Source organism: Paracoccaceae bacterium, assembly GCA_033344815.1.
In the GTDB taxonomy this organism is placed as follows: domain Bacteria; phylum Pseudomonadota; class Alphaproteobacteria; order Rhodobacterales; family Rhodobacteraceae; genus Roseobacter.
On sequence record JAWPMR010000001.1, the window covers coordinates 4,993,547 to 5,006,876 of the forward strand.

The window sequence follows — 13,330 nt, forward strand, 5'->3', positions numbered from 1 at the left end:
TAGCCACCTCGCTTCGGAAGCAACAGAAAGACAATAAAATGAAAACCATGTTGGAGATAGCAGGGCGCGCCCCGATCTTTAAACACGTGCCCTTCGCTGAATTGGAGCGATTTTTGCGAAGGTCCACGGTACGCAAGCTGGATCGCGGAGCCTCGCTTTATTTGCAGGGCGAAGCGGCGCACAGCCTGTATTTGGTTTTGAAAGGCTGGGTGAAAACTTACCGTATGACGCCCTGTGGGAACGAAGCAGTCGTTGGCATATTCACGAGCTCCGGCAGTTTTGGCGAGGAAGCCGCGCTGGGAGATCAGCGTTTTTTTGCGGGTGCCGAGGCAGTGTCTTCCTGTGATGTTCTGCAAATCGACGCTCAGGTCGTGGCGCAGGCCTTGGCGGCGGACATGGTTCTTTGCCAGTCCGTTCTGGCAGGCGCGATGGAAAGCAACCGTTGTCTGGTTGAACATGTCGAGCAGCTCAAATCCCATACCGGCGGACAGCGTATAGCTGATTTTCTACTATCGCTTTGTGGTGCAAATACGGGAAACTGTACGGTAATCCTGCCGTATGATAAGGTGCTGATTGCAGCATGGCTGGGTATGAAACCTGAATCGCTGTCGCGCGCTTTCCGCCGCCTCAAAGGATATGGAGTGACGATCCAGAAGGACCATGCCATCATCGACTCGGTCGAAAGACTGGCCGAATATGCAGATGAAGACCCGGCAGAATCCTGGAGTGCCAAACATGAACGCAAAGCTGAACGCTGTACTGCAAGCCATTGATGCGGCGAATCTAGCCGACCCTGTGTTGGAGCCAGACGATGCAGGTGTCGATCACCCCGAGGCCTATCTTTACGGGCTGCGTATGACATCGGAGTTGGAGCAGCTGCTTGGGGATCAGGCCAGCGATGTGCTGCGTATTGCGGCCCGCGGCCAACACATTGAGCGATGGTTGCTCAAGCGGGCGACGTATCCTGAAGGCCGCGCAGGTTATCTTCAGTGGCGCCGTGATCAGGGCTCAGCGCATGGCGCGCGCCTGGCAGGGTTGATGCAGGATGCAGGCTACGGCGCCGACGCATGCGCACGTGTTGGCGTGTTGCTGCGCAAGGAAGGCATCAAGCGCGACCCTGAGGTGCAGCAACTTGAAGACATAATCTGTTTTACTTTCCTCAAATGGTATTTTGCGCCTTTTGCCGCAAAACATCCCGAAGACAAGGTACTGGACATCGTGGCCAAGACGGCTCGGAAGATGTCAGAGGAGGCCCGCGCCCGTGTGTTGGCCGAATTCGATTTGCCGGTGCCGCTTGCGGACGCCGTAAAGGCCGCCGCCTAAGCCGCAAGAAACAAGGTGAGCAACAGCGCAATGAAGCAAAACAGCCCAAAAAGGATACCACCGGACCACCCCGGTACGCCGCGAAGTTCCAGGTAATCCAGCAGCACCAACCTGGCCTTGAGCCCTGCCGCCAACAAGATCAGGCTTCCGGAAACGGTCGCGGGCATGGGGCTGAAATGCAAAACAGTTCCAAGTGCGGTAAAGGCTGTAAGAGCAAGCCATGCACGGATCAGATGCGCGCCAGTCACAGCAGATAGATGACGGGAAAGAGCAGCACCCAAACCAGATCAACCATATGCCAGAAGGCTACACCCGTCTGCATGACACGGTGCTGTGCGTGCCAACCCACCAAGGTCAGAATCACGATGCCTGCGATGACATGTGCGGCGTGAAACCCGGTCAGCAAGTAGTAAAAGGTGTAAAAGGCATGCGTCTCAAAATTGATCCCGGCGGCGGATTTGGCTGCGTATTCGATCCCTTTGAACCATAAAAACGCCATACCTAAAAGCGCCGCTGTCAATAGCCGGAGGCGCGCGGCGCGCTTGGTGTCAGCGATGCAGGCAAGCGCGGCAAAGAGGCCGGATGTCACCAGAATAATCGTGTTGACCCCTGCCAGTTCGACTCTCAGATGGCTTTGAGCGTTGGCGAACCCGATCGGATCCGTCAGGCGCACGCTCATAAAAGCGGCAAGCCCGGCACCAAACACTGCCAATTCGGAAAAGATAAGCACCCACATCATGACCTCGCCCGGCAGCCCTTGGGGCTCAGTACTCATCAGCCATCTCCGACCAGCTGCCGGTAGAGCGCGGGCAGGGCGGTGATCAGTTGCTCGGGCTGTGCGATCACCGCATAGCCGCCAGGTCCGAACATCCGGGGAAACCAGCTTTGTCCCTTCGGATCGACGGTTATGCCAAAAACAGATTGGCCTCGCATCCGCGCCTCATGCACCGCCTTGCGGGTATCCTCAATGCCGTGGCGGCCTTCATAGTGGTCGATGTCATTGGGTTTGCCGTCGGTCAGCACCAACAGCAGCCGCGCCGTTTGCGGTGTGGTCTGCAGATCCGCCGAAACATGCCGGATCGCAGCGCCTAACCGGGTGTAAAAACCGGGTCGCAGACTGGCCAGCTTGCATTCAATTTCGCCGCTCATGGGGTCAGTGAAATCCTTGCAGCGCTCCACATAGACGCGATTGCGGCGCAAAGAAGAAAACGCGTGGATCGCCAGCGGATCGCCACAGGCGTGCAATCCCCAGGCAAGGGCTATGAGCGCTTCGCGTTCGATGTCGATTACCGCGCGACCTGTCACGGCACTTTCGGTGCTGCGCGATGTATCAATGAGGATGGACACGGCCAGATTGCGCGACGTGGGCCGCGTCTGGCACCACAACCGGTCCTGCGCTGATCCGGTAGCGGCAAGATCGGCCCGCGCGCGGATCACCGACGACAAATCCAGCGTGTCCCCATCGGGTTGCGATTTCAGCGTGACAGGGCGGGGGCGAAACGTTTCAAATTGGCGGCGCACGTTGCGGATGCGGCGCTTCGCGGCGGCGTCCTGCGGGGCTGGGGCGTCGGCGGCCTCAGTATCGGAGGCATAGACGCAGCAATGATCGCGCAGATAGCTTTGGCTTTGCACGTCCCATTCGTCATAGGTGTGCTTGCCCGAAGCCGCCTCGCGATTCACATCCGCTGGGGACAGATCGAGGTTCAGTTTGAACTTGCTGGTCGGTGCTTTGGAAATATCAGTGAGGGAGAGTTCTTCAAGGTCATCCAATGCCTTTTTGGCAGCCTCCGGATCGTCATCATCGGTGCGCCGGTTCAGGTTCAGGAAATCGGCAAAACTCAGGATGGCCTCGAACTTGTGCAGGATGAGGCTGTCGCGCCGCTCGGTCTGGTCGGCGGCTTTGCGTGTGCCCTTCTTGGTGGTTTCGATGGCCTCATCGGCGTTTGTTTTGCTCTCGTCAGGTGCCGTGTCGGTCGTGTCAAAACCACTTTGCGCAGCCGGCAGCAACCGAGGCCAAAGCGGCACAGGACGCAGTGGCCGATACTTGCGCGGTGCGGCACCGGGGAGCGGTTCCGGGGCATCACCCTCACCAAGAACGTATCGAGCGAGCTGTTCGGCACTGGCCTCTGCACGGGGCAGGGCGGTGCGCGGGCGGACCGCAAGATGCGCGTCTTTCAAGGCGATAAACAGTGTTTTGAAGCCCGGGTAATCAGTCAGGGCGCGGAGGGCCATTTCCTGCCCCGCATGCAGGTAGGCAATATCGGCGGCCAGCAGATCATCGGGCGGCGCGGGGACATCCCGCACACCTGCCGAGCAGACCGTGAGCCATGTATAAAGCCCTCGGTTCAGCGCGGGATCGGCAAAGAGATCGAGCGTGCGGGGAAGGCGTAGGATCCCGCCGTCAAAGTTGGCTTGCGGCGTGTGTTCCGCCCATGTGCCCAGCCCACGCCTCCAGCTCAGACGGTGATGGCTAGCCGTGTCCATAACGGGGCGTATTTCGACCGAAGCGTCCCCGCCCAGACCCCGGAACAACACAGACAGTCGCGCCATCTCATCTTCCAGATGCACGGCCGCTTGCGGGTGTGTCGGTTCGGGCGCATCGAAATGACTGGCCCAGCGATGCCAGATCTTGCCAATGGTCTCTTCCGGTTCCCAGGGTTCCAGCGCGTGCGACATGGATCAGCCAAAGACCGCAGTCACAATATCGACGAGGCCCTGCTGCACGTCTTCGTCATCCGACAAGGGTTCGATCATCGCGGCATGGATGGCCTGTTGCAGGGGCATACCGTTTGCGATCAGAGTCGCGGCATAGATCACCAGCCGGGTGGAAACGCCTTCTTCAAGGTCCTGCCCCTTGAGCGTGCGGAACTTGGCAGCAAGACGCACAAGGTTGGTGCAGCGATCAGGAGCCAGCCCGCTTTCCTCTGCGACGATGGCGATTTCCTGATCCATCGGCGGGAAATCAAAGGTGGCAGATAAAAACCGCTGGCGGGTAGAGGGTTTCAGGGTCTTGAGAATGTTCTGATAGCCGGGGTTGTAGGAGGCCACCAGCATGAAGCCGGGAGCGGCTTCGAGCGTTTCGCCGGTACGATCAATCGGCAAGATGCGGCGATCATCGGTTAGAGGGTGCACCACGACGGTGACGTCCTTGCGGGCTTCCACGACCTCATCGAGGTAGCAAATCGCCCCCTCGCGCACCGCACGGGTCAGCGGCCCATCGGCCCAGACGGTATCACCGCCCTTGAGCAGATAGCGCCCGATCAGGTCCGCTGCCGACAGATCGTCATGGCAGGCCACCGTGTAGAGCGGCAGGCCAAGTCGGGCGGCCATATGGCTGACAAAACGGGTTTTGCCGCAGCCCGTCGGCCCTTTGAGCAAGAGCGGCATGTTGTTGCGTGCCGCCGCCTCGAAAAGTTCACATTCGGAGCCTTGCGGCATGTAAAAGGGGGCGTTGGCCGCCCCCTTATCGAGTTCCGGGATTTGCATGTTCATTCTGCGGCCACTTTCGCGGAGCCGGAAATGACCTCTTTGCGTGGAAAGGTTACCGCGTATATGAACAACAGCGCTCCGAGAACTACCGCGATCCCGGCGCCAAAGCGCATCCAGTAGAAAATGGCGATCGCGTCCTGCACATCCATGAAGTAGTCACCCTGCACGCGCTGTGCGTGGGTTTGTACGGTCCCCGCAAATGTCAGCACGAAGGTCATGAAGGTCATACCACCGGCCATCAGCCAGAAGGACGCCATGTTGAGCACCTGATTATAGGGATCACGCTGGCGCAGGATCGGGAACGCATAAGTAAAGATCGCGAGGTTCAGCGATACATAGGCCCCAAAAAAGGCGAGATGCCCGTGGGCTGCGGTGATCTGCGTGCCGTGGGTATAATAGTTGATCCCGTGCAGCGTATGCAGAAAGCCCCAGACACCCGCCCCGAAAAAGGCCAGCGTGGCACAGCCCAGCGACCACAGAAGGGCGGCCTTGTTGGGGTGATCCTTGCGGCCTTTCCAGACCATGACGAAAGCAAAGGCCATCATGCCAAAGAAGGGCACAACCTCAAGCGCAGAGAAGACTGACCCGATCCACTGCCAATAGCCCGGTGTCCCGATCCAGAAATAGTGGTGTCCGGTGCCGAGTATCCCTGAAAAGAGCGCCGTGGCGACGATCAGATAGAGCCACTTTTCGATGATCTCACGATCAACGCCTGTCAGCTTGAGCATCAGGAAGGCAAGGACGGAGGCCATGACGAGTTCCCAGGTCCCTTCGACCCACAGATGCACCACATACCACCAGTACATCTTGTCCAAGGCCAAGTTTGACGGGTTGTAGAAGGCAAAGAGGAAGAGCAGCGTCAGCCCCCACAGCCCCAGCAGGAGCACGTTCGTGATGGCAGTCTTGCGGCCCTGCAACACGGTCATGGTGATGTTATACATGAAGATCAGCGCGGCCACGACGATGCCCATCTTGACCCAGACGGGTTGTTCGAGGAACTCACGGCCCTCCTTGCCAAGCAGCCAGTTGCCCTCAAAGAGGTTGAACAAATAGGTAACCACGACGCCGAGTGTCCCAAGCACCATGATGGCGAGCTGCACATAGGCCAGCAGCGGGGAGTGGATCTCACGCTCTGATTCCTCGGGGATGACAAAATAGGCTGCTCCCATGAAGCCGAGCAACAGCCAAACGATCAGTGAATTGGTATGCAGCATGCGCACGATGTTGAAGGGGAGTATGTCGGACAGGAAATTGGGGCTGACATAGATCCAGCCTGCAATCAGACCTCCCGAAACCTGGACGACGAAAATCGCGAGCGCTACCGTAAAGTAGACCAACGCGATAGATTGAGATTGATACTTCATGAGCTTTCCTTATCCAGCGTCGTTTGGTGGCCAGTCCTGATTGCGAATCGTGTTGGTCCACAGCAAGAAATCGCTCAGGGCGCGGTATTCATCATCGTTAAGGCCGAAGTTCGGCATCTGCCGGCGTCCTTCGATGCCCGTGGGCATTGCATCCATCCACCCTTTGAGCGTTTCAAAAGCGGCATCAGGATCGTCTTCAACGCCCCAGCGCGTCATCACGTTGCCCAGTTCGGGCGCGAAGTAGGCACCTTCGCCAAGGATGGAATGACAGTTCACGCAGCCGTGGATTTCCCACAGATGTTTCCCGTGCGCGACTTTTTCGGTCAGGCTTGCCGCATCGGTGGAGGTAGTCACGATATACCTATGCGAATGAACCGACAGACCGACGAAGATAAGAATGAAAAATAATGACCCGCCATAGAATATGTTACGGGCCATGGAGGTCGTGAGAACGTCACGCATCCTTTGCTCCTTTTGATAGCAGGCCTATTCAGACAGGATGGTTAAGGCGACCACTTGCCGCCTTAACGAAAGTCAAGCTGTGCTCAGTCGAATGTCGCGAGGTAAGCGATAACATCTGCAACGTCGTCTTCTTTTCTCAGGCCCGCAAAGCTCATTTTCGTCTTGGGCAAGTACTCTTTTGGTTTAGTTAGAAATGCCGCCATTTCCTCTTCGCTCCAGACAAGGCCATCTGTCGCCTTTGCCAGTAATGCATCCGAGTATTTGAAATCCGGGTTCGCGCCTGCGGCAGCTCCGATGATGCCGTTCAATGTGGGCCCAACCTTGTTTTTGGCGTCTTCACCCACGGCATGGCACGCTTTGCATTTGCGAAAGACCTTTTCACCATTGGCCGCGTCACCTGACGCAAAAGCTGGGCTGCTAAGTGTGAGGGCCAACAGGCCGATAGAGAGTTTGTGGAACATGTTTTTTCCTTTGGATCAGGGTGATGTCGCGCGATTGCGACGTTTGAGAACCGTACAGGTGTGCGGTTCGTGGAAGATCATCTGGCAGCGAAGACAGAGAATGCATTCGTTTGGATTGATGCGCCCAAGCGGGTCGATGGCCCCCACGGTGCACTGTTGCTCACAGAGCCTGCATTCGCGTCCGCATTGGGGACGGCGTCGCAGCCAGTCAAAGATTTTCAGTTTGGCGGGGATGGCAAGTGCAGCGCCCAGAGGGCAGAGGTAACGACAGTAGGCGCGCTCTACAAAAAGACCTATGAACAGGATGGCACCGACAAAAAGCAAGAATGGCCAGCCACGCATGAACCGCATGGAAATCGCAGTTTTGAAAGGCTCTGCCTCTGCCAGTATCAACGCGTCTTTCATGGAATAGAAAGACAGGCCAAGAATGGCCAGAAACAGAGTGTATTTGAGGATCCACAGTCGCTCGTGGACTGCGTTTGGAACTGCAATCTGTTTAATGCCAAGTCGGCGCGCGGCCTGATTTGACAGCTCTTGCAAGGCACCGAAAGGACACAGCCAGCCGCAAAAGACGCCACGTCCCCAGAACAGCAGTCCAAGGGCCGTGAACCCCCACAGCACAAAGATCAGTGGTTCCATCAGGAAAACATCCCATTTGAAACCGTTTAGCAACGAATGGACAAAGGCCACGACCTGAACGACCGAAAGCTGTGCGCCAAGTATAAGGCCAAGCCAGACAAAGGTGACAGAAAGGAACGCGCTACGCGTCCAGAGCCAAAGACGCGGGCGTTTTACGAAGGCATCCTGAAGGAGGAGGATCGCGAAAAGTGTCGCCAACATGACCGCAAGACCAACAAGCGGCACTGTCTTTTGGGCCCATGCGTTGCGCCATGCAGGCGGTGGCGCGGCGACTGGTTGAGGCGGATTCAGGAAGGCCGCACCCAACTCAAATGGCAGGGACATTGGGAAAACAGCATCGCCGCGTGTCGCCGACACCGTGAGGGTGAAAGGTTCGGACAGGTTGATCTGGTCGCGGGGGACGGCAAAGAGGCTTGCCTCTTTTACGTCGGGTGCATCATCGGGTTCGAATTGGTTCAGGCGCTGATAACCGGACGAAAGCGGTGTGTAGTGCCGCCCGCCTTGTTCCAGCGCTACGCGGCCGAATACGCCTGACCTGCGCCAGCCTGTGCCACGGTGCGACTGCAGCCCCCGGCTGGCGATAAGCAGCGCATCGTGATCGGCGGGCAAGGCGGCGATGGCACGACGAAACTCCGGCGCGCCCAGCAGGTTTTGCCCGATCGTGGCAGGGTCAAGCACGCTGACCCAGACCTCCAAAAACGTACCGTCCTTGTCAGGGATCGCCGGATTAGCATCGGGCAAGGCCGCGCGGGCGTCGCGCAGCGTCACGACGCGGGTGGTAAAGGCGCCGAGACGGGTCAGATCGGCCCAACCCGCCGGTTGAAACGTCACCCGGTCAAGTCCGCCACCGTTTGATTGCGACAACAGCCGCGCCATGTGCAGAATCGAATCGCGAATCACGCCGGTTGACACGGTTGCACGGCTGATGATGTCCGGTGCGTCACCTGTCAGGCCCTCAGACTCCATGCGCAAACCGGCAAAGGCGTTCACATAGTCGGCGATATCCTGGTCCGAAATGCCAAGCGTCAGAATAGGCTCTGCATGTTCCATAAGACGCGCACCGGTGATGGTGCCCGTCATATCCACAGCGACCAGAATATCCAGTGGCTTACCGGAATACCCCGTGGATTGCAGCACCTCCCATGTAGAGGCGATCTTACCCAGTGGGCGACGGTCTTCAGCGGTCAGAACCTGCCATCCGGGCACGGGGTCTTCGTGCCGTTGCACCAGAATCTCGGTTTGATCGGAGTCCAACAATGCCCGAGCCAGCGCAAGATCGGGACTGGTCTGTGCCCACGCGCAAGCCACGCTCAAAACGAACGCAACTATCACGTGGGCGAAAAGGATTTTCATGCGTTTTTCCACCTTGAAAACAACAATGCCGAGCGTGGCCGAACGGTGTCTTGATCAAAGTCAAGGCAACACCCGACCCGCATCAACCAGCCTTGGGCGTATCGAATTTACCGCAATTGGAGCCGATATATGTCCCTATCCATTCTTACACGGTCTGTTGCCGTAAGCGCTTTACTGTCGCTTTCCGCCTCGTTTGCCTTTGCACAGGAAAAGCCTGCGGATCACGGCGATGAAGCGTCGGGTGCGTATCAACCATCCATGACAACACTCAGTCAGATTCAGGTCGAAATTCCGGGTCGCAAACCTGGTGATCCGGTGATGACACCGAGCGAATATCAGGATGCCAATACGATCTATTTCCAGCGGTGCGCAGGCTGTCACGGGGTTTTGCGCAAGGGTGCCACCGGCAAGGCGCTGACAACGGACATCACGCGTCCGAACGGGTTTGAGTACCTGCGCGATTTTATCACCTATGGCTCGCCTGCCGGGATGCCCAACTGGGGCACTTCCGGTGATATGACCGAAGAGCAGGTGGACGCCATGGCGCGCTATCTGCTGCTGGAGCCTGCCGTGCCACCCGAGTGGGGCATGGCGGAAATGCGCGACAGCTGGAAAGTCATCGTGGCCCCCGAAGATCGACCCGCCGAAAAGATGAACGACATCGACATTGACAATCTTTTCTCGGTCACGCTGCGGGATGCCGGTCAAATCGCACTCATTGATGGCGCAAGCTACGAGATCAAGACGATCATCGAAACGGGCTATGCCGTCCACATCAGCCGTATTTCCGCTTCGGGCCGCTACCTGTTCGTGATCGGCCGTGACGCCAAGGTCGTTATGATCGACCTTTGGATGGAAACGCCCGGGCCTGTGGCCGAGATCAAAGTTGGCTCCGAGGCGCGCTCGGTTGAAACCTCCAAATTCAAAGGCTTCGAGGATCAATATGCAATCGCCGGGGCTTATTGGCCGCCGCAGTTTGTCATCATGGACGGAGATACGCTGGAACCCCTGCGGATCAAATCGACGCGTGGCATGACATATGACGAGCAGGACTTTCACCCGGAACCAAGGGTTGCTGCGATACTGGGCTCGCACTTCAAGCCGGAATTTCTCGTCAACGTCAAGGAAACCGGCAAGATCATGATGGTGGACTATTCCGACATCGACGCTCTGAAGATCACTGAGATCAATGCGGAACGCTTCTTGCATGATGGTGGTCTGGACAGCACGCAACGCTACTTCCTGACTGCGGCCAACGCACGCGGCAAGATTGTGGTCATCGACACCAAGGAAAGCAAAAAGGTCGCCGTGATCGAAACCGAAGGCGAGACACCACACCCCGGCCGCGGCGCCAACATCAACCACCCGACCTACGGACCTGTCTGGGCAACGTCGCACCTTGGGGATGATACGGTCGCACTTATCGGGACGGACCCCGAAGGCAACCCCGATCACGCCTGGAAAATGGTGCAGCAGCTTTATGCGCTTGGTGGCGGGTCGCTCTTTGTGAAATCGCACCCCACATCAAACCACCTTTATGTGGATGCGACGCTGAACCCGGATGCGGAAACCTCAGGCTCGGTTGCGGTCTTCAAGATCGACGAATTGGTACAGGAGGAGCCGGAATACACTGTTCTGCCATTGGTTGAATGGGCCGGGATTGCCGAAGGCCAGCCCCGTGTTGTTCAGGGTGAATTCAATCAGGCAGGCAACGAGATCTGGTTCTCCATCTGGAACGCCGCAGATCTGGAATCGGCCATCGTGGTGGTCGACGACAGGACGCTGGAACTCAAGCACGTGATCAAGGATCCGCGGCTTGTGACCCCGACGGGCAAATTCAACGTCTTTAACACCCGCGCAGACGTCTACTGACACCATCTGCGCCAAGCTGGCGCGGCAGGTTTCTCCCACCTGCCGCGTCGCTTTCTCTCCCGTCATCTCGGCCAAAGCTCCAGCGTCAAGGATATGATATGTTGAAGAAAATGAACGATGGTCAGGTTTTTTTGGTGGGGGCAGGGCCCGGTGATCCTGATCTACTGACCCTGCGCGCCTTGCGAATGATGCAGTCCGCCGATGTTGTTGTTCATGACAGGCTGGTTTCGCGCGATATTTTGGCATTGGTACCTGCAGGCGTTCGGCGCATTAACGTAGGCAAGAAACCGAACCATCACCCCGTTCCTCAAGACGACATCAACGCCCTTTTGGTGCGGTTGGCGCAGGAGGGCGCAACCGTTGCCCGTCTCAAGGGGGGCGATCCGATGATTTTCGGACGTGGCTCCGAGGAAGCTGCCGTGCTGCGCGCGGCTGGGATTAAAGTCACTTATGCACCTGGCATCACCGCCGCTCAGGGCGTTTCAGCTTCAACCGGTGTGCCGCTGACCCATCGCGGACTGGCGTCCGGCGTGCGTTATGTTACCGGCCATTGTCAAGCCAACCGCCCGCTTGATCTGGATTGGGATGGGTTGGCCGATACTGACACCACGCTGGTCGTCTATATGGGCCATGCGAACATGCAGCAAATCGCGGCGGGGCTGATTGACCGCGGTCTGCCTGCCGAGCATCCGGTGCTGGTCGTGGCGAATGGTACGCGGCCCAACGAGAGCCATCTGATCACGCAACTGGGTGCCTTGCAGATCAAGCGGGCGAACATCCCCGTGCCGGGGCCGGTTTTATTTATTATCGGGCATGTCGTCAGCCTGATTGACGATGAGAACCAAAAGGTGGTGGAAGAAATCCTCGATGCTTCTCATTTGCAGAGTGTGCTGCATGGGTAAGACCGGTGCCTTGGTGTCTGTGGTTTCGGTTTGCGCAATTGGTGCGGGTGCAGAAGTATTGCCGCAGTCCCAACAGGACCGTCTTGCCCATTTGGTCGAACAGGATTGCGGGTCATGCCATGGCCTTAAACTGACGGGCGGGCTAGGCACGGCCATCACGGCCAAGGCGTTGGACGGCCAGACGGTCGAGGGTCTGACATCTATAATTCTGGACGGCATCCCGGGCACGGCAATGCCGCCTTGGCGTCCTCTCTTGAGCGAAACCGAGGCACATTGGATTGCTCAATATCTTTTGGAGGTCGGTGAATGACGCGCCTGACCCGCATGCTTTTGCTGTGCTGCATTTTCGCTTTGCCTGCAAGCGCCGAGGTAAAGGTCCATGCTACCGGCGACATGGGCGTGGTGATCGAACGCACGACGGGATCGGTCCTGATCGTGGATCAATCCGACATGGGGGTGATTGCGCGTGTTGAGGGCTTTGGCGACCTCTCCCATGCCAGTGCTGTTTTCTCCCCTGATCAGCGCTTTGCCTATATTTTCGGCCGAGATGGCGGGCTGACCAAGCTTGATCTGGTAACGCAGTCCATCGCGGGCCGCGTCATGCAGGCGGGCAATTCCATTGGCGGGGCCATTTCCGACGATGGTCGTCTGGTCGCTGTATCGAATTATGAACCGGGAGGGGTGAGGGTCTTTGACGCCAAAACGCTTGATCTGGTTGCTGATTTCCCGACAGCCTCCAAAACCATCGGTCTTGTCGATGCACCGGGCGGGCGATTTGTGTTTTCGATGTGGGACACGGGTGAGACCTGGATTGCTGATATGTCAGGAGGCGCTCCCGAGGTCACCAAGATCACCGGTATGGGGGCCAACCCCTATGACGCGCTGATCACCGGGGACGGGCGGCGTTACATCGTTGGACTATTCGGCGAGGACGGGCTGAGCACACTTGATCTGTGGTCTGAAGCCCCGGTAGTACAACGCATTCTGCCCGGTTATGGGCGCGGCGAGGAACCACTACCAGTCTATAAGATGCCCCACCTTGAAGGCTGGGCGCTGGCGGGTGATCGCTTTGCGCTGCCCGCCGTAGGGCGTCACGAGGTGCTCTGGCTGGACGCGCAGCGGCTCAGCGAACTGGGGCGGACCAAAACCCACGGCCAACCGGTCTTTGCCGTCGCCCGGCCCGACGGACGGCACGTCTGGGTGAATTATGCGCATCCAAACAATGACACCGTCGAAATCATTGAAGCCGCCTCGGGTGAGGTTGTGCAAACGCTGAAACCCGGTCCCGCCGTTTTGCACATGGAATTCACAGCACGCGGGCATCAGGTCTGGGTTTCTGTACGCGATGCCAACCGCATCGACATCTATGACACGCAAACCTTTGAGAAAATTGGCGAGGTTCCGGCGCAAACCCCCTCCGGTATCTTTTTCACCGCAAGGGCGCATCGCATTGGGCTTTGAGAGA

14 protein-coding genes are annotated in these 13,330 nt (G+C 57.9%); 6 read left to right on the plus strand and 8 right to left on the minus strand.

The genetic code is table 11. The features are described from left to right. The first annotated feature begins 38 nt into the window (after positions 1–38). Both R8G34_23180 and R8G34_23185 read left to right on the plus strand, forming a co-directional pair. Complete coding sequence (locus R8G34_23180; protein ID MDW3225755.1) at positions 39–773, plus strand: Crp/Fnr family transcriptional regulator; 735 nt, start codon at positions 39–41, stop codon at positions 771–773. Further along, positions 736–1,323 carry a DUF4202 domain-containing protein gene (locus tag R8G34_23185; protein ID MDW3225756.1) on the plus strand — a complete coding sequence of 196 codons (588 nt, stop codon included), beginning with the start codon at positions 736–738 and terminating at the stop codon, positions 1,321–1,323. Before R8G34_23180 ends, R8G34_23185 begins: the two co-directional genes overlap by 38 nt. Here R8G34_23185 and R8G34_23190 read toward each other — a convergent pair. The 8 genes from R8G34_23190 to R8G34_23225 all read right to left on the minus strand — a co-directional run bounded on the left by R8G34_23190 (position 1,320) and on the right by R8G34_23225 (position 9,091). Further along, positions 1,320–1,571, minus strand: coding sequence for a cytochrome C oxidase subunit IV family protein (locus R8G34_23190; protein MDW3225757.1), 252 nt, complete (start codon positions 1,569–1,571; stop codon positions 1,320–1,322). The genes R8G34_23185 and R8G34_23190 overlap by 4 nt on opposite strands. Further along, the gene (locus tag R8G34_23195) at positions 1,568–2,098 is read right to left on the minus strand and encodes a cytochrome c oxidase subunit 3 (protein MDW3225758.1); all 531 of its coding nucleotides are present in this window, start codon (positions 2,096–2,098) and stop codon (positions 1,568–1,570) included. The genes R8G34_23190 and R8G34_23195 overlap by 4 nt, the downstream gene beginning before the upstream one ends. Next, a complete protein-coding gene (locus R8G34_23200; GenBank protein ID MDW3225759.1) occupies positions 2,098–3,999 on the minus strand; it encodes a nitric oxide reductase D protein in 1,902 nt (633 codons plus the stop codon). The genes R8G34_23195 and R8G34_23200 overlap by 1 nt, the downstream gene beginning before the upstream one ends. A 3-nt stretch (positions 4,000–4,002) precedes the next feature. Then, complete coding sequence (locus R8G34_23205; protein ID MDW3225760.1) at positions 4,003–4,815, minus strand: CbbQ/NirQ/NorQ/GpvN family protein; 813 nt, start codon at positions 4,813–4,815, stop codon at positions 4,003–4,005. Further along, complete coding sequence (locus tag R8G34_23210) at positions 4,812–6,176, minus strand: cbb3-type cytochrome c oxidase subunit I (GenBank protein ID MDW3225761.1); 1,365 nt, start codon at positions 6,174–6,176, stop codon at positions 4,812–4,814. The genes R8G34_23205 and R8G34_23210 overlap by 4 nt, the downstream gene beginning before the upstream one ends. A 9-nt stretch (positions 6,177–6,185) precedes the next feature. Beyond that, on the minus strand, positions 6,186–6,638 hold the full coding sequence (locus R8G34_23215; protein MDW3225762.1) for a cytochrome c: 453 nt from the start codon (positions 6,636–6,638) through the stop codon (positions 6,186–6,188). 83 nt (positions 6,639–6,721) lie between these two features. Next, positions 6,722–7,099, minus strand: a complete 378-nt coding sequence (locus R8G34_23220) for a cytochrome c family protein (GenBank protein MDW3225763.1) — start codon at positions 7,097–7,099, stop codon at positions 6,722–6,724. Between the two features lie 15 nt (positions 7,100–7,114). Then, complete coding sequence (locus R8G34_23225) at positions 7,115–9,091, minus strand: 4Fe-4S binding protein (protein ID MDW3225764.1); 1,977 nt, start codon at positions 9,089–9,091, stop codon at positions 7,115–7,117. Positions 9,092–9,220: 129 nt separating this feature from the next. Between R8G34_23225 and R8G34_23230 the strand changes: the two genes are divergently transcribed. The 4 genes from R8G34_23230 to R8G34_23245 all read left to right on the plus strand — a co-directional run bounded on the left by R8G34_23230 (position 9,221) and on the right by R8G34_23245 (position 13,326). Next, positions 9,221–10,963, plus strand: a complete 1,743-nt coding sequence (locus tag R8G34_23230) for a cytochrome D1 domain-containing protein (protein ID MDW3225765.1) — start codon at positions 9,221–9,223, stop codon at positions 10,961–10,963. Between the two features lie 98 nt (positions 10,964–11,061). After that, entirely contained in the window at positions 11,062–11,865 is an 804-nt protein-coding gene (gene cobA, locus R8G34_23235) for a uroporphyrinogen-III C-methyltransferase (GenBank protein MDW3225766.1), read from the plus strand. Next, entirely contained in the window at positions 11,858–12,175 is a 318-nt protein-coding gene (locus R8G34_23240) for a cytochrome c (GenBank protein ID MDW3225767.1), read from the plus strand. Before cobA ends, R8G34_23240 begins: the two co-directional genes overlap by 8 nt. Beyond that, positions 12,172–13,326: a cytochrome D1 domain-containing protein gene (locus R8G34_23245; protein MDW3225768.1), complete on the plus strand. Its 1,155-nt coding sequence runs from the start codon at positions 12,172–12,174 to the stop codon at positions 13,324–13,326. The genes R8G34_23240 and R8G34_23245 overlap by 4 nt, the downstream gene beginning before the upstream one ends. Positions 13,327–13,330 lie beyond the last annotated feature (4 nt).